Consider the following 15,831-nt stretch of genomic DNA (forward strand, 5'->3'; position numbering starts at 1 on the left):
GACACCGATGTTCGAGACGAGAGTCAAACGCGCCCTGTTCGTCGCCCTGCTGCTGACGGCGCCGGCCGCATACGCCCGGGCGCCGGGCGATATGGACATGTCCGGAATGCAGGACATGTCCGGCATGCCGGGGATGGACCACGACAGGATGAAGATGGACGCGAAGATGAAGGGCATGAAAATGAAAGGCCCGTCGGGAGACTGTATGAAGATGAAGGGCATGGACATGTTAAAGGGCCAGCCGATGTCGTCGCCGGACCCGAAAATGAAGTGCGGCGGCAAGGGGGACGGCATGAAGATGCCCATGGGGCCGCGGGGCATGCCCGACGCGGTCCATGACCGCTGAGCGGCCCTGTCCGCGCGGACGTGACGTGCTATGCTGACGCATGCCCTGCCCTGAGACTGCCTTGTCGTTGACCCGCTGCCGGTGGGCCGAGACCGATCCGCTGCTGCGCGCGTACCATGACGCGGAATGGGGTGTTCCGGTGCGGGACAGCCGGGCGTTGTGGGAAATGCTGATGCTGGAGGGCTTTCAGGCAGGCCTGTCCTGGCTGATCGTGCTGCGGCGGCGCGAGGGCTTCCGCCGCGCGTTCCAGGGGTTCGACCCCGAGGTCGTCGCGCGGTTCGATGCCGCCGACGTGGAGCGCCTGATGGCCGATCCGGGGATCATCCGGGCGCGCGCCAAGATCGAGGCGACGATCGGCAACGCGCGCGCCTATCTCGCCATGCGTGACAAGGGCGAGGCGTTTTCCGATTTCGTCTGGAACATGGTGCCGGATGCCCCGGTGAGGAACACCACCGGGCAGGTGCTGGCGCAGTCGCCTCTGTCGCAGGCCATGTCGAAGGCCCTGAAGGCGCGGGGGTTCAAGTTCGTCGGGCCGGTGATCGTCTATGCCTGGATGCAGGCCGTGGGCATGGTCGACGATCATGACCCGGCCTGCTTCCGCCATCACGGGACGCGGTAGGCGGCGGGCCGAGCCGCCGGTCCCGGACAGCCGGGCCCGGCGGCGATCGGTCAGTTCTTGATGGTCGAGGCGCGATAGATCTTGTCGATGGCCTGCGCCAGCGTCGCGTCGAATTCGGCGTCGCTCATGGAATGCTTCAGGTCCCCGAGCAGCGCGCGCGAGAAGCTGGCGATCATGCCGTGGTTGGCCGCGAGGCGCGTGCAGGCCTCGTCCAGCGGATAGCCGCCGGACAGTGCGACGATGCGTTGCACGCGCGGGTGGGTCATCAGGTCGCGATACAGGTCGGGCACATCCGGAATGGTCAGCTTGAGCATGACCTGCTCGCCATCGGGCAGGGCGTCGAGGCCCCTGGTCAGTTCCTCCAGCAGGATGGCTTCGGCGCCGGCCTTGTCGGGGCTCTTGATGAGCACTTCCGGCTCGAGGATCGGCACCAGCCCATGCGCGGAAATCTGCCGGGCCAGGTCGAACTGCTGCCTGGCGATGGCGGCGATGCCCTCGCGGTCGGGCAGGTTGATGACCGAGCGTTCCTTGGTGCCGTAGATGCCCAGCTTCACGGCACGGGCCAGCAGTTCGTCCAGTCCGGGGATGGGCTTCATCAGGCTGACGCCACCCTTTTCGGGTTCCAGCCCCTTGTCGACCTTGAGGAACGGCACCACGCCCCGGTCTTCCCACAGGAAGCTGGGGACGGGCTTGTCCTCGACCAGCCCGTCCATGGTCCGCTCGAACAGGATGGCGGCGATGATTTTCTCGCCGGTGAATGACGGCGCCGTGATGATGCGTACGCGCATTTCATGCATCAGCCTGAACATCTCGGCCTCGCCGTCATAGGCGCTTTCCGGAATGCCGTAATGGCGCAACGCGCCGGGCGTCGACCCCCCGCTCTGGTCCAGGGCGGCGATAAACCCAGGCTTTTCAGACATTTGCGCTTTCATACGGTCAATGGACATGATTTTTCATCCTTTTATGGGCCCGTGACGCATGTTCGAGGGTCGAATGCAGAAATTCAATCCTGAAACTGTTTCCACAGCACCATCCGGTCCTGAAGGCTGATGACCTTGCCGTCAACCGTGAATGTCCCATCGCCGTTGTGATGCAATGTCCGCCGCTCGCGGCGATCGGGATCGGTCCAGGCCTGGACGGCCTCCAGGATCCACAGCCCGTAGGCATCGACCAGGGCCGTGTCGGCGACCCGGCATTCGATATTGGCCAGGCATTCCGCGACCAGCGGCGCCCGGACCGTGCCGGCGGGCGATTCGGTCAGCCGGAAGCGGGCGAATTTGTCGACGTCCCGGCCCGAGCAGTTGCCGATGTCGACCATCGTCCCGGCCAGATCGGCGGTGGGAATGGCGATGACGCATTCGCCGGTTTCGCGCAGCGCGGCATAGCTGAAATCCCACGGGCCGATGCAGGCCCCGATCAACGGGGGGCTGTCGTGCTGCACCATCATGTGAAAGCCCATCGTCATGATATTGGCGCGGCCCGAGGCGGCCCGCGTCGTGACCAGGACCACCGGGCCGGGTTCCAGCAGGCGATAGGCCTTCGCGGCGGGATAGGGTTTCATGGCGGGGGTCCGTCCTGCGGGCGCGCTCAGGCCAGGACGCGCACCGGCGTGCCGGCCAGCCAGGCCGCGATGTCCTCCACCGCTTCGGTGAAATAGGTCCGGTAATTTCCGTCGGTGACATATCCCAGATGCGGCGTCGCCAATACGTTGGGCAGGCGGCGGAAGGGATGGTCGGCCGGCAGCGGCTCGCAATCGAACACGTCCAGCCCCGCGCCGGCGATCTGCTTGCCCTCGAGGGCCGCGATCAGCGCCGCCTGGTCGACGATGGCGGCGCGCGCGGTATTGACCAGGCAGGCATGTGCGGGCATCCGCGCAAGCTCGGGGGCGCCCAGCAGGCCGCGGGTGGAATCGCCCAGCACCAGGTGGATCGAGACGAAATCGCTGGTTTCGAGCAATTCCTCCTTCGAGGCCGCCAGCGCCACGCCCGCGGCGTCGGTGCGTTCCGGGGTCAGGTTGGGGCTCCAGGCCGTGATTTTCATGCCGAAGGCCCGGCCGATCATCCCGACACGGGTCCCGATTCGGCCCAGGCCCAGCAGGCCAAGCCGCCGGCCGTACAGATCGGCGCCGATCGTGCTCTGCCACGGGCCGCCCTGTCGCAGGGCGGCGTTCTCGGTCACCAGATGCCGCGCCAGGCCCAGGATCAGGGCCCAGGTCAGTTCGACCGGCGCCTCGGCCCCGCTGCCCGTCCCGCAGACCGTGACGCCGTGGGCCCCCGCGGCCGCGAGGTCGATCGCCGCGTTGCGCGTGCCGCTGGTGACCAGCAGCCGCAACGCCGGCAGGCGCGCGAACAGCCGGGCCGGGAACGGCGTGCGCTCGCGCATGATGACGATGATCTCGGCGTCGGCCAGGGCGGCGACCAGCGCCTGTTCGTCCGCGATATGATGATGCAGGGGCACGATCTTCACGCGGTCGGCCAGGGTGCTCCAGTCGGCCATGTGCCGGGCCGCGTCCTGATAGTCGTCCAGGATGACGCATGTCTTCATCGAAGGGCTCCGACGTCATGGCCAGGCGGGCGACGTCACGGCGTCATGTGGTGCAGCAGATCATCGGCCGACGCCACCAGGGCGACCAGAAGGGCCGTCATGGAGATGATCGGCCATAACCAGTGATCCCGAGCGCGGAATGGGGCATCCGTCGCCGCCGCCTCCAGGTCCCGATTGGCGACAGGACAGAGATTCAATGCGATCATCCGGCCGCATTCATGGGGAAGCCCGCAGTCCGACCGGCATGTTTTCGCGGTACGGCCAGCATCACGCATCACTTCAGGTTCCCATTCCGACGGCGCGGCCAAGTCGTCCTGGAACGATGCCGCGCGGTGTTTTTCTGTTCTCTGGCAAGAAAAATACAATAACAGTCCGAATCGGTTCAGTCCATTATAAATCATCATGCGGGTCCGTCGCGCCGATCACGGATTGTTCATGAATATCCGTTTTATATTGCAGATACGGACCTAATTTCGTCATCCGCATCCCGGTTGCAGGGTGTGGCGAACGGACAATATCCCTCCGGGGACAGCAAGTTGAGAAAAATCATGCCGCGCGGGGGGCATGCTGTGTCTTTCGCGTGATGCCGTCCGGTGGGTCTTCAACCGCACTGGAATCCGACCACATATGTCATGCCAGATCGTGGCGTGCGGAAGGACGCATCATGTTGGGATTTGTCAAACAATCCGGCCCGCCCGGATGGAAAAATCGTGGCAACTTGTCTTACTGGGATGAGATCGGCCTTGCGATCCTGATCCTGCTCGTGGTGGCCTGGGCGGTACTTGTGGCGATCACGGCCTGACCGCAGGGGGTGGACCAGAAGCAGGCCGGGGGAGCAGGACAGTATGAAGGACGCGCCTGGTCACCCTGGTATTCAACCCCGATGGACCTCCAGCGCGAAGGATGGTGTCGGGACGGCGCTGGACGCGCGCAGCGAGGTCTGGTTCACGCTCAGTCACGGGATCTTGAACGAGATCTACTATCCCCGGGTCGATCAGGCCTGCACGCGCGACTGCGGACTGATCGTGACCGATGGCGTCCCCGGTGGCCTGTTCGTCGAGGAAAAGCGCGATACGGCAACCGAGGTGCGCCGGGCGGCCGACGGGGTGCCGCTGCATATGCTGGTCAACCGCTGCCGGGCCGGGCGATTTGCCATTCACAAGCAGATCGTTTCCGACCCCCTGCACTCGACGGTGTTGCAGCGGATTTCGCTGAAGCCCGGCAGAGGGGTGTCGGGGTTGCGGCTGTTCGTCCTGCTCGCGCCGCATCTGGTCAATGGCGGGGCGGACAATACCGCCTGGCTGGCCACGTACAAGGGCGCCGACATGCTGTTCGCGTCGGGGGACGGCACGACGCTGGCCCTGGCCTGCGACGCCGGGTTCAAGGTGCGTAGTGTCGGGTTCGTCGGCATATCGGACGGATGGCAGATCTTGCGGCGGCAGGGCCATCTGGCCGAAGTCTACGACCGCGCGGCCGATGGAAACGTCGCCCTGGTCGCGGAAATCGACGCCGATCGGCCCCTTCTCCTGGCGATCGGCTTCGGCCGGAAGCCCGAGGAGGCCGCCTTCCAGGCCGCGTCGAGTCTGGCCAGGGGCTACGAGCGGGCCGAAGCGGAGTATGCCGCCGCCTGGCGCCGCTGGCAGGCCGGCCTGGAACCGCTGGACCCGCTGCACGGCGCGACCCCGCATAATTTCTACCGGATCAGCACGGCGGTCCTGCGGACCCATGAAAGCCCGCGCTTCCCCGGCGGCACGATCGCCAGCCTGTCGATCCCGTGGGGGACCAGCAAGGGCGACGACGACATGGGCGGGTATCATCTGGTCTGGGCGCGCGACCTGGTCGAGACGGCGGGGGCCCTGCTGGCCTGCGGCGCCGTGGCCGACGCGCGCCGGACGCTGGAGTACCTGCGCGCCGTCCAGGAACCGGACGGCCACTGGCTGCAGAATTGCTGGCTGGACGGCACCGCCTACTGGCATGGCCTGCAGATGGACGAGACGGCGTACCCCATCCTGCTGCTCGATCTCGCCTTTCGCTCGGGCGCGGTGCCGGAGCACGAACTCGCCGGCTATTGGCCGATGGTGCGGGCGGCGGCGGGGTTCATCGTCCGCAACGGCCCGGCGACCGAACAGGACCGGTGGGAGGAAAACGCGGGCTATACGCCGGCTACCCTGGCGGTGGAGATCGCCGGCCTGCTGGTTGCCGCCGAACTGGCCCAGCGGCTGGGCGAGACGCGCATCGCCGGTTTCCTGCGCGACACCGCCGATGCGTGGAATGCCGATATCGACGCCTGGATCCATGTCTGCGGCACCGACCTGGCGGATGAGGTGGGGGTGGCGGGCTATTACCTGCGGATCGCGCCCGAGGGCGACAGGGACCTGTCGCGCATACCCCGCCATGCCCGGGTCACGGTGCGGAACCGGCCGGCGAGCGAGACCTCGATCGCCGCCGAAGCGCTGGTCGGCATCGACGCGCTGGCGCTGGTGCGGTTCGGGCTGCGGGCCGCGAACGACCCGCGCATCCTCGACACCATCAAGGTGGTCGATCACCTGACCCGGGTGGACCTGCCGCAGGGGCCGGCCTGGCATCGCTATAATGGCGACGGCTATGGCGAGCATGCCGACGGCAGGCCGTTCGACGGGGTCGGCCAGGGGCGCGCATGGCCCCTGCTGACGGGCGAGCGCGCGCATTATGCGATCCTGGCCGGCGACCTGGAGGGGGCCGCCCGGCTGCGCGGCACGATGGAGGGCTGCGCCAGCCATGGCGGCCTGTTGCCCGAACAGGTGTGGGACGCCGGCGATATCCCCCGGCAGGGGCTGTTCCGCGGCCGGCCGAGTGGTTCGGCCATGCCCCTGGTCTGGGCGCATGCCGAATATATCAAGCTGTTACGCAGCCTGCGTGACGAGGCGGTGTTCGACCTGCCGCCGCAGACGGTGCTGCGCTACCTGATCGAGAAACGGGCGCCGCGCCTGCGCGACTGGCGCGAAGCCTGGCGGCGCACCCGCATGCCGGCGGGCCAGAACGTCCGGATCGAACTCTGCGAGGCCGCCACGATTCACTGGAGCACGGACGACTGGCGGCATGTGACCGACACCCCGGCCGAGGACACGGGCCTGGGGATGTTCGCGGCCGAACTGACGACGGCGCACGCCCCGGCGGGGTCGCGCGTCGTCTTCACCTGGCGGCATCCGGACGGAACATGGCGCGGGCAGGATTTCGCGATCGAGGTTCAGGGATAAGGCCGGACGCGCCCCCCCTAGTTGTTCCAGTGGACACCTGGCGTCGCCGCCTCTTCATGCCCGACGGGCGTCAGCGTGCGGCAACTGCTTCCCGCCACCTTCCCCTTTAAAAGGGCCTCGACGAAGGGCAGGGAGTCGTTCGCCGACGGGTTGACTGCGCCGTTATGCGTCAGCCCATGATAGCGGTACCATGTGACATGCGTTCCGGCATCACACATGGCGGCGACGGCGTTGTACTGCTGGCTGATGCCGGCTTCGCCGTCGGCCAGGCCGGTGCCGACGAAGACCGGCATGGTCAGGTGGGCATCCGGAATGATGAAGGCCTGTTCGTATTCGGCATCGACCTCGTCGGACCGGCGGGTGAAGCTGTTTTCGACCGTCACGTCATGGCTGTCCGTATAGCGAAACAGGTCGCCCAGGCAGGCCTGGCGGGCCTGGCGGGAAAGGTCGTGGCCTTTCCCGGTCATGAAGCGGTCCACGTCCTGATCGGGGCGCAGGCTCTTTTTTGACCCTTCGGTCGTCAGAATCTCGAAGGCGGCCGCCATATGCGCGGATTCCGTGTTGGTGCGCGGCAGGGGGGCATGGCGCGGATGTGCGGGAAGGCCGAACTGGGTGACGACCCCGGTTGCGACGACGCCGATGACGTGCAGGTCGGGCGCGTAGCGCGGGGCCAGCCACGCCGAACCCAGCGCCGCCCCGCCGCCTTGCGACTGCCCGACAAGAACGATCTGGTTACGCAACCTGTCGGCATACTGCGCCAGCGTGGCCCGCAGCGCGTTCAGCACGCTGTAGCCTTCCGGACGATACATCAGGTACGGATGCGGCCCCGGCGTGCCCAGCCCCTGATAGTCGCTGGCGACGACCGCGAAACCGGCGGACAGCCAGCGGTCGAGATAGGCGCGGTCCCGCGAGAAATAGCCCCGCCATGAGGGCGCGCAGACGTCGGCGATGCCCGTCGTGCCATGCTCCCACGACACGATCGGCCAGCCCCCCTTCGGCGGGGTCCCCTTGGGAAACAGGATCTGGCCGGAGACGACGACCGGCTCGGCTTTCCCCACGCCGCTGATGGAGGTGTAGAGGAAGCGCTCGGCACGGTCGGCATGGTCCGGCAGATGCAGCCCGTCAATCGCTTCCGTGCGGATCATCTTCCCCGGTGCGGACGGCACGTTCGCAGGCGGCTGGTAGAACGGGCTGACGCCGCCATCGCCCAGCGGCCGGTCCGGCACGGCCACCGGCGCAGGAACCGCCCTGGGGGCCGGCGTTTCCGCGCAGGCGGCAAGCGCGGTGAGAAACGTGGCGCACAGCAGGGCGCGAAACGGAAGGCTCATGATGGTCTCCGAAAGCGGGACAATGACCTGCCATGCGGGCTGGCCGGGGAACTGATCGGGGAGTCTCGGGGGGTGCCCTGGATGGTCAGCGGCCGACAGCCATACCATCGCGATGCGGATCACCCCAGCCTTGCAGACCGGACGGGCCGAGCGTGATGCCCTGCACGGCGGCATTCATGACGGCGATCTTCGGATGGTGGCCCATCGCGCGCAGGGCCGGGGCCAGCCCGGCCGCCGGTGTGCCGTGCTCCAGCTCCTCGGCGCGGTTCTGGGCGCCGATGCGGGGCTGTTCGATGGCCGCGCGGATGTTCTGCCCCCAGGCGAGGTAGCCCACCAGGGACTGCACGACGGAATCGATGATGCGCGCCCCGCCCCCGGCGCCGATGATGACTTCGGGCGTATTGTCCGCCCCGAAGACGATGGTCGGCGCCATGGTGGTGATGGGCCGCTTGCCGGGGGCGATGGCGTTGGCCACGCGTACGCCGTCCACGACGGGACGGGTGGCGAAGTTCGTGATGGCGTCGTTCAGCACCATGCCGTCCACGACGATGTCCGAACCGAAATTCAGGTTGATCGTGGTGGTGAAGGACAGGGCATTGCCGAAGCCGTCGCGGATCGAAAGATGCGTCGTGGCCGGTACGGTCATCGCATCGGAAGCCGGCAGGGCGGCCAGTTTCGCAGGAAGGGCGCCGGGCGAAACCTGGCTGGCGGCCGCGTGTGCGTCGATCTGCCGGGCGCGGCTGTCGAGATAGCCGGGGCTGAGCAGGTAGGACGTGGCGACGGGCACGAAATCCGGATCGGCGGCGTATGCGCGGCGGTCGGCCTCGGCCAGGCGCGAGGCTTCCAGCAGCAGATGGGCGGCCTGCGCGCTGCCTGGGGCGTAACGGCCGATCTGCATCCGGTCGAGGAAGGCAAGCTGCTGGAGCACGGCCAGGCCACCCGCGACCGGTGGCGCGGCGGAGCAGATGCGCCGGCCGAAGGCATGGATGCACAGCGGCTCGCGCTCGCGCACCTTGTAGGCGGCGAGATCGGCCGCCGTGATCCGCCCCGGATAGGGCGCCTGCGCGACGGCCCGCGCGATGCGTCCGGCGGAATCCGGCGCATAAAAATACTCCGCGCCGTCCCGGGCGATGTGCGAAAGCGTTTCCGCCAGTGCCGGGTTGTGCAGGCGCGTGCCCTTGGGCAATGGATGGCCATCGGCGTCGAAATAGCCGGCGAAGGCCGGCAGGTGCGCCAGGTCGGGTCGTTCGGTCAGGACCAGGTGCAGGTAGCCCGGCATGGGAAACCCGTCACGGGCCGTGGCGATGGCCTGCGTGAACAATTCGGCCCAGGGCAGTTTGCCATGCCGCTGGTGAAGGAGCGCCAGCGTACGCAGCGTGCCGGGCACGGCGACCACGCGACCGCTGCGCTCCAGCTCGGCAGAGGGGATGCGGGCGCCCGAGGCGTCGCGCGTATAGTCGGACGGGACGGAGGCCGGCGCGCTGGCCAGGCCGTCATAGAAGCTCAATGCGCCAGTGTTGCGATCCCAGAACATGACGGCAGAGCCGCCGCCGAGGCCGGAGGCCTGCGGTTCGACGACGGCCAGCATCATCTGTCCGGCGATGGCGGCATCGACGGCGCTGCCGCCCTGCGCGAGGATCTGGGCCGCGACGCCGGAGGCCATCGGGTTGGCCGTGGCGGCCATGTAGGTCTGTGCCGTGGTGGGCAAGGTCTGCGGCTTTTCGAGGGTGCATGCGGAGAGAAGGAGCGCGGAGGCCGCGAGGGCGGCACTGAAGCCCGCCCGTTTGCCGGAGGACGGCGGGCGGTGCTGGAGAGGTGTTTTGACACGCATCGGGCGGAAAAGACCTTGGCGGCAGGGCAGAAAAATATCGTCTCCACATCATTATGAACTTTGATCCTCAGGATAAACGTGCCTATTATGGGAACATTGCCAACTTAGAGTGTTTAATGAACGTTTTTCAGGCGATGGCCACCTTCGTTGCGGTGGTCGAAACCGGCAGCATGACGGCTGCGGCGGAGCGGTGCGGCATCTCCTCGACCATGGTTGGCAACTATATCCGCCTGCTGGAGGAGCGTTTGGGCAGCAGCCTGCTGCGCCGCACGACCCGCCGCCAGAACCTGACGGCCTTCGGGGCGGTCTATTTCGAAAAATGCCGTGAAATACTTAGTCTTCTGGATGAAGCGGACCGGATGGCGGAGGCCGCGCAGACTCTTCCAGGCGGAACCCTGCGGGTGACGGCGCCCGTCACCTACGGCACGGAAAGCCTGACGCCCTGCCTTGCGGATTATCTGCTGCAGCACCCGAGCGTGGATGTCGATCTGGTGCTGACGGAACGAAGCGTTGATCTGACGGAGGAGAAGTTCGACGCGGCCATCCGCCTCGGCACGCCAGAGCCCTCCACGCTGGTCTGCCGGCGGCTGGGGGAATACAGGATGACGCTCTGCGCCGCGCCGGATTATCTGGCGCGACGCGGCGAGCCGTTTACGCCCGATCAGCTTCCGGCCCATGACGCGCTGGCGTTTCCCTATCCCGCGAGTTCGCCCATGCACTGGGGCCGGCGAGAGTGGCGCCTGGAGGGGCCGAAGGGAAAGGTGGCGATCGAGATGCGGAGCCGGGCCGTCATGAACAATACGCAGGCGCTGCGGAAAGCCGCAGTCGCCGGCATGGGCATCGCCATGCTGCCCGCGGACCTCGTGCGGGAGGACGTGCGGACCGGACGGCTGAGATCGCTGCTGCCTGACTATGTCCTGCCGTCCCGGCCGGTCTATATTTTGTACCACAAGGATCGTTACAATTCCCCGACGCTGCGGTCGTTCGTGAATTTCGTGGTCACGTCCCTGGGAGGCGTGTCCACGCAGATGCGATGACGTCCGGCTTGCGTGATGCACAAGGCAGGCGGTATGTCCTGACGGCCGTGATCGGCAATGTGGTGGAATATTACGATCTCGTCATTTATTCCTATTTTTCCAGTTCCATCGCGCGGATTTTCTTTCCGTCCCATCTTGCGTTTTCGCAGGTCGGTCTGGCCCTGGCGACATTCGGCTTCACCCTGCTGGCGCGCCCTGTCGGGGCCTATGTGCTGGGGGGCTATGCCGACCGGAAGGGGCGCCTGCCGGGCCTGGCCGCCTGCATGGCCCTGATGGCGGCGGGGGGCGTTCTGATCGCCCTGTGTCCGGGTTACGAGTCGATCGGATATGCGGCGCCCTGCCTCATCGTCTTCGCCCGTCTGCTACAGGGGTTTTCGCTGGGGGGCGAGTTCGGGGTCGCAACCTCCTTCCTGATCGAACACGCTCCGCATCATGAAGCGAAACGTGCGAGCTGGCAGGCCGTCGGACAGATTTCCGCCTCCCTGTGCGCGTGCTGCGTCGTATTGACGCTGGGCGACCTGATGACCTCGGACGCTTATGCGGCGTACGGCTTCCGGATCGCGGCGATGCTCGGGTCTCTCGGCGGGCTTGTGGGGCTGGCGCTTCGCTATTCGCTCGGCCGGCGCGACCATACGCCCGTGGCCAGGCCTTCCCCGGCGGAAAAGGGCACATGGCTGCGTATTCTGCTGGTCATGGGAATGGTGAGCCTGGGAAGCGGTATCACCTACCTGGGGTTCTACATGCCCCATTATGCCCAGAGCGTCTTTCATGTCTCGGTGCGTGAAACGTACTGGGCCGCGTTCGCCACCTATGCCGGGCAACTGGTGCTGACGCCGCTGCGCTGGCGCCTGGCGACGTATTTCGACCGGACGAAGCGGATATACCCGATGCTGCTGTCCTGCGGGGGGCTGATGATTCTGCCGGTTCTGCTGGTGGAATGGATGCCGTGGACCCCGGCGCTGGTGCTCTGTGCGCCGCTGGTGCTGAATGTCCTGGGGCTTTTCTATTTCGCGTCGCTCGACGGCTACATGGGGCTGCTGTTCGGCTCGGCGCATCGGGGGCGAGGTCTCTCGGTCGGCTATTCCCTTGGCGTGGCGCTGTTCGGCGGCATGGCCCCCATGCTGAACGGCGCCGTCATCAACCTCACGGGCCTTCAGGGCGTGCCGGGATATTATGTCATGGCGACAGCGCTCCTTGCCGCCATATCCGTGGGCATGGGGAGGCGTTTCCTGAAAAAAGCCGTAGCGCCTTCGGTGGATGCCGATCGCCCGGCTGTCTGATCCAGAACCATTTCAGGCGCTTTTTTTGACAAAGCATAACATTATCAATTCCAGGTTGATAATGTTCCCATGATTGAGCCATTTATCTCCTGCAAAAATATTCATAATGGTCCCGAAGCGTTTTTTTGGATCTTGCAGGAATGTGGGTGGCGATGTCTCTCCAGAGGGCTTTCTTTTTTCCGGGCGGCAGCTGTGAAAACAGCGTGGTGCGTTCGGTCTTGCGTAAGAGACATCTCGTCGCGGCAACGATGCTGGGCACTCTGGTGATGGGTGATCTGGCCCAGGCCCAGACCCAGTCGCCTGCGCCGGTGAAGGCAAAGAGCCAGTCGTCGGGCCGTCAGGACCGGAAGCCTCAGGTTGCCCGTCATGTCTCTGAAAATGACGAAGCCATCAGTGTTTATGCGGATCGGACCAAGGCGCCGGGCGGCGGCATGATGCGTGTCGAGACGGCCGCGCGTTCCATCCAGTCGGTGACCGAGAGCTATATCTCGATGCAAAGCCCGACCAGCGCGCCGCTGGACCTGGTCAGCAACCTGCCGAGCGTCAACGTGTCGTCGTCCGACCCCAGTGGAATCGACGGGGGCGCGATCAGCAGCCGTGGGCTGAACGACAATGATATCGGCTTCCTGATGAACGGCATGCCGATCGCCAATGGCTCCACCGCCTCGGCCTCCAGCTTTATCCAGAACTATATCGACAGCCAGAACATCTCGGTGGAATCCATGTCGCCGGGCTCCATTTCGGTGGAAGATCCGCTGACCTCCGCCGCCGCCGGCGCGCTGTCGATCACGACGCGCACGCCGTCCAACAAATTCGGCGGCACGATCTCGGGCAGCTACGGTTCGTTCAACACGTCCCGCGAATTCGTTCGGGTGGATACCGGCCTGCTCGGCAATTCCGGGGTCAAGAGCTATATCTCGCTGTCGCACACGCGTGCCGATGCATGGCGTGGTTCAGGCGTCAGCGACCGCAAGCATCTGGATTTCCGGGCGCAGAAAACCATCGGCGCGCAAAGCTCGATTGATTTCTTCCTGGGTTATAATCACTATACCTCGTACCTGAACCGGTACCCGACGCTGGTCAGTTTCGAAAATGACAAGCATGGTCGCCCGGTCTCGACGCCGCTCAGCTACCCGGCGGAGTTCAATCCGCTGTCGCCCAGCAGCTATTATGCGCTGCGCGGTACGGACAAGGATCAGTTCTACGCGTCCCTGCCGATCAAGATGGCGCTGAACCACATCTTCAGCCTCGACGTGGTGCCTTATTACCAGCGTGCCATGATTACGCTCAACAGTGCGTCTCGGCTGACGGAAGGGTCGACCTATTCCGGCACGCAGGCGCAGGCGATCGACCTGAACGGCGATGGCCGCATCCGGACATCCACGCGCTTTGACGTCGCGACGGCCGCGATGTCCGTGAACCAGCAGGGCGGTGTCGTCGCCAGCCTGCACTGGCACCTGAAGGACAACGCGGGGCAGATCGGCTACTGGCACGAGGAGAACACTTATTCCCTGCGGACGCCCATGGTGCCCCTGGACCAGACCACCGGCGCGGTGCCGTCCACGGACAAGTCGGCCTATTATCGTGGTCCGTCGGGAAGCGTCTATTATGCGACCAATTATGTCGGCAGCTACAGCCTGAATGCCGGTTTCCTGGAAGACACGGCCTATTTCCTGAACCACAGGATGAGCCTGACGGGCGGCATCAAGGTCACCTCCATGACGCTGACAGGGACCGACTATCTGCCGGGCGGTCTTGGCCGCTCGTCCCAGACGCTGGTGTCGCCCACGCCGCGCCTGTCCTGGTCGTATAACATCAACAGCCGCAATCAGGTGTACATCAATGCCGAGGGCGATTTCCGGGCGCCGTCTCCGGTCGGTCTCATCACGCGCTACAGCACCTCTACAGGCAAGATGACGACCTCGGGCGCGAATGTGAAGCCGCAGTATTCCATCAAGGAAGAACTGGGCTATCGCTATTCCGGCGATTTTCTGGTGGCGGATATCAGCGCCTTCAACTTCAACGTGACCAACCGTCTGCTGACGCTCAACACCTACAGCAACGACGTGCAGGTCAGCCAGACGATGAATGCCGGCGGAGAGACGATCCGTGGCGTGGATGTCATGCTTTCGACGCGCCCGCTGCTGAAGCGTTTCCGCCCGTATGTCTCGTTCGAATATCTGCACGCCACGATGGACAACAACCTGCCGACGACCACGGATGACGGCGGCATGGATTACCTGCGGACCCAGGGCAAGCGCCCGATCATGACGCCGAAATACATGGCGAGCGTCGGCCTGACCTATAACGAAGGACCGTTCTTCCTGAACGCGACCCTGCATTATACGGGCCAGCAGTATTCGACATTCATGAACGATCAGGCGATGCCGTCCTACTTCACGAATTCCATCGCGCTGGGCTATCACTTCCCGACCGTCTGGATCGCGAAATCTCCGACGTTCCGCCTCAACTTCTCCAACGTGACGGGGCAGAACAAGCTGGGCGGTATCTATGCCTTCTCCAACAATGCAAAATCGACAGTGGGCGTGAACGGCCATGCCATCGCCGCGGACTCCGCGCCGACATACTCCCCGATGCCGCCTTTCTCGATGATGGGCACGCTCTCGACCTCGTTCTGAGGCCGGGATCTGGCGATGAAACCGGCCGGCTCGCGAGAGCCGGCCGGTTTTTTTATGCCAGGTCTTACGGTGGGGCCGGCGTATCGTCCGCGGCTTCGATGCGTGACGCCACGCCTGCCAGATTGATCGCCGAGGCCGGGTTCATGCTGTCGATCATCGCGGTCGGGATCAGGATCGTGGAACCCCGTTCCTTGGTGGTCTCGTAGATGATGTTCATCGCGCGCAACTGGAGCGCCGCCGGATGGTTCGCGTAGCTGTCGGCCGCCGCCACGAACAGGCTGGCCACCTCGGCTTCGGCCGAGCCGAGGATGATGCGAGCCTGCTTTTCGCGTTCCGCCTGGGCCTGACGCGACATGGCGTCCTGGAGGGCGACGGGGATGGCGACATCGCGCACTTCGACCGATATCACCGCGACGCCCCAATTGGCCGTCTTGGCGCCGATTTCCGCCCTGAGCCGCTCGTTCGACGCCGTGCGGTCCGACAGCAGGGTCGCCAGCAGGGATGATCCGATGGTCTCGCGCAGCGAGGTCTGCGCCACCCGGTCGATCGCTTCGCGATAGTTGGCGATCTTCAGCGCGGCGGCCTGCGCGTCGTCCACATGCCAGAAGATCACGGCGTCCACATTGACCGGAACCGTATCGCGGGTCAGCGCCTGTTCGGCATTGAACCCCGTCGTCTGGATGCGCTCGTCGATGATGGCCACGATGCGGTCGATGACGGGAATGATGAAGAACAGGCCGGGGCCGCGAACGCCCTGCAGCTTTCCCGCGCGCAGCACCACGAATTTCTGCCATGTGTTGGCCATCTTCAGGGACAGGCCGACAAGAACGGCCGCCCCCAGGAACGGCATTGCATAGATCGGGATGAAATTGCCGGCCTGGGGCGCCATCATGCCGCCGGCCCACAGGCCCGCAAGAACCAGGGCCGCCACGATAACCAGTGTGATGGGGTTCATCGCCGTTGCTTCCGGC

The 15,831-nt window shown here is 65.4% G+C and carries 14 protein-coding genes; 7 read left to right on the forward strand and 7 right to left on the reverse strand.

Annotated elements, in window-relative coordinates; genetic code table 11:
- The first annotated feature begins 7 nt into the window (after positions 1–7).
- Together HLH21_RS16970 and HLH21_RS05000 are read left to right on the forward strand one after the other, a co-directional pair.
- Positions 8–346, forward strand: coding sequence for a hypothetical protein (locus tag HLH21_RS16970; protein WP_246379243.1), 339 nt, complete (start codon positions 8–10; stop codon positions 344–346).
- A gap of 40 nt (positions 347–386) precedes the next feature.
- A complete protein-coding gene (locus HLH21_RS05000; protein ID WP_182941917.1) occupies positions 387–965 on the forward strand; it encodes a DNA-3-methyladenine glycosylase I in 579 nt (192 codons plus the stop codon).
- 50 nt (positions 966–1,015) lie between these two features.
- Here the strand turns inward: HLH21_RS05000 and HLH21_RS05005 are convergent, their stop codons facing one another.
- The 4 genes from HLH21_RS05005 to HLH21_RS05020 are packed head-to-tail and all read right to left on the reverse strand — an operon-like array spanning position 1,016 to position 3,913.
- Positions 1,016–1,912, reverse strand: a complete 897-nt coding sequence (locus HLH21_RS05005) for a fructose bisphosphate aldolase (RefSeq protein ID WP_182941919.1) — start codon at positions 1,910–1,912, stop codon at positions 1,016–1,018.
- Positions 1,913–1,968: 56 nt separating this feature from the next.
- Positions 1,969–2,526: a flavin reductase family protein gene (locus tag HLH21_RS05010; protein WP_182941921.1), complete on the reverse strand. Its 558-nt coding sequence runs from the start codon at positions 2,524–2,526 to the stop codon at positions 1,969–1,971.
- Positions 2,527–2,552: 26 nt separating this feature from the next.
- Positions 2,553–3,509, reverse strand: a complete 957-nt coding sequence (locus HLH21_RS05015) for a D-2-hydroxyacid dehydrogenase family protein (RefSeq protein WP_182941923.1) — start codon at positions 3,507–3,509, stop codon at positions 2,553–2,555.
- Between the two features lie 35 nt (positions 3,510–3,544).
- Complete coding sequence (locus tag HLH21_RS05020) at positions 3,545–3,913, reverse strand: hypothetical protein (protein WP_182941925.1); 369 nt, start codon at positions 3,911–3,913, stop codon at positions 3,545–3,547.
- Positions 3,914–4,173: 260 nt separating this feature from the next.
- Here HLH21_RS05020 and HLH21_RS05025 point away from each other — a divergent pair, with 260 nt between their 5' ends.
- Positions 4,174–4,311, forward strand: a complete 138-nt coding sequence (locus HLH21_RS05025) for a hypothetical protein (protein ID WP_182941927.1) — start codon at positions 4,174–4,176, stop codon at positions 4,309–4,311.
- A 43-nt stretch (positions 4,312–4,354) separates the two neighbouring features.
- Positions 4,355–6,745 (forward strand): glycoside hydrolase family 15 protein, encoded by a 2,391-nt coding sequence (locus tag HLH21_RS05030; protein ID WP_182941929.1) that lies wholly within the window; start codon positions 4,355–4,357, stop codon positions 6,743–6,745.
- Positions 6,746–6,762: 17 nt separating this feature from the next.
- On the opposite strand, the gene HLH21_RS05035 is transcribed toward HLH21_RS05030, so the two are convergent.
- Both HLH21_RS05035 and HLH21_RS05040 read right to left on the reverse strand, forming a co-directional pair.
- The gene (locus HLH21_RS05035) at positions 6,763–8,073 is read right to left on the reverse strand and encodes an alpha/beta hydrolase (RefSeq protein WP_182941931.1); all 1,311 of its coding nucleotides are present in this window, start codon (positions 8,071–8,073) and stop codon (positions 6,763–6,765) included.
- Positions 8,074–8,158: 85 nt separating this feature from the next.
- The gene (locus tag HLH21_RS05040) at positions 8,159–9,781 is read right to left on the reverse strand and encodes a gamma-glutamyltransferase family protein (protein ID WP_246379247.1); all 1,623 of its coding nucleotides are present in this window, start codon (positions 9,779–9,781) and stop codon (positions 8,159–8,161) included.
- A 257-nt stretch (positions 9,782–10,038) separates the two neighbouring features.
- Between HLH21_RS05040 and HLH21_RS05045 the strand changes: the two genes are divergently transcribed.
- The 3 genes from HLH21_RS05045 to HLH21_RS05055 all read left to right on the forward strand — a co-directional run bounded on the left by HLH21_RS05045 (position 10,039) and on the right by HLH21_RS05055 (position 14,860).
- On the forward strand, positions 10,039–10,941 hold the full coding sequence (locus tag HLH21_RS05045) for a LysR family transcriptional regulator (RefSeq protein WP_246379248.1): 903 nt from the start codon (positions 10,039–10,041) through the stop codon (positions 10,939–10,941).
- Between the two features lie 8 nt (positions 10,942–10,949).
- Positions 10,950–12,221, forward strand: a complete 1,272-nt coding sequence (locus tag HLH21_RS05050; protein WP_246379250.1) for an MFS transporter — start codon at positions 10,950–10,952, stop codon at positions 12,219–12,221.
- Positions 12,222–12,424: 203 nt separating this feature from the next.
- A complete protein-coding gene (locus tag HLH21_RS05055) occupies positions 12,425–14,860 on the forward strand; it encodes a TonB-dependent receptor (RefSeq protein ID WP_264811580.1) in 2,436 nt (811 codons plus the stop codon).
- 64 nt (positions 14,861–14,924) lie between these two features.
- On the opposite strand, the gene HLH21_RS05060 is transcribed toward HLH21_RS05055, so the two are convergent.
- Positions 14,925–15,815: a slipin family protein gene (locus HLH21_RS05060; protein ID WP_182941939.1), complete on the reverse strand. Its 891-nt coding sequence runs from the start codon at positions 15,813–15,815 to the stop codon at positions 14,925–14,927.
- Positions 15,816–15,831: the final 16 nt, after the last annotated feature.

The sequence above is a fragment of the Gluconacetobacter johannae genome (assembly GCF_014174305.1).
Taxonomy (GTDB): domain Bacteria; phylum Pseudomonadota; class Alphaproteobacteria; order Acetobacterales; family Acetobacteraceae; genus Gluconacetobacter; species Gluconacetobacter johannae.

Bases quoted from the DNA above. Each gene is read 5' to 3' on its own strand.
- HLH21_RS16970 (WP_246379243.1), top strand. From the start codon at position 8: ATGTTCGAGACGAGAGTCAAACGCGCCCTGTTCGTCGCCCTGCTGCTG.
- HLH21_RS05030 (WP_182941929.1), top strand. From the start codon at position 4,355: ATGAAGGACGCGCCTGGTCACCCTGGTATTCAACCCCGATGGACCTCC.
- HLH21_RS05005 (WP_182941919.1), bottom strand. From the start codon at position 1,912: ATGTCCATTGACCGTATGAAAGCGCAAATGTCTGAAAAGCCTGGGTTT.
- HLH21_RS05015 (WP_182941923.1), bottom strand. From the start codon at position 3,509: ATGAAGACATGCGTCATCCTGGACGACTATCAGGACGCGGCCCGGCAC.
- HLH21_RS05020 (WP_182941925.1), bottom strand. From the start codon at position 3,913: ATGATGATTTATAATGGACTGAACCGATTCGGACTGTTATTGTATTTT.
- HLH21_RS05000 (WP_182941917.1), top strand. From the start codon at position 387: ATGCCCTGCCCTGAGACTGCCTTGTCGTTGACCCGCTGCCGGTGGGCC.
- HLH21_RS05045 (WP_246379248.1), top strand. From the start codon at position 10,039: ATGGCCACCTTCGTTGCGGTGGTCGAAACCGGCAGCATGACGGCTGCG.
- HLH21_RS05060 (WP_182941939.1), bottom strand. From the start codon at position 15,815: ATGAACCCCATCACACTGGTTATCGTGGCGGCCCTGGTTCTTGCGGGC.
- HLH21_RS05025 (WP_182941927.1), top strand. From the start codon at position 4,174: ATGTTGGGATTTGTCAAACAATCCGGCCCGCCCGGATGGAAAAATCGT.
- HLH21_RS05010 (WP_182941921.1), bottom strand. From the start codon at position 2,526: ATGAAACCCTATCCCGCCGCGAAGGCCTATCGCCTGCTGGAACCCGGC.
- HLH21_RS05035 (WP_182941931.1), bottom strand. From the start codon at position 8,073: ATGAGCCTTCCGTTTCGCGCCCTGCTGTGCGCCACGTTTCTCACCGCG.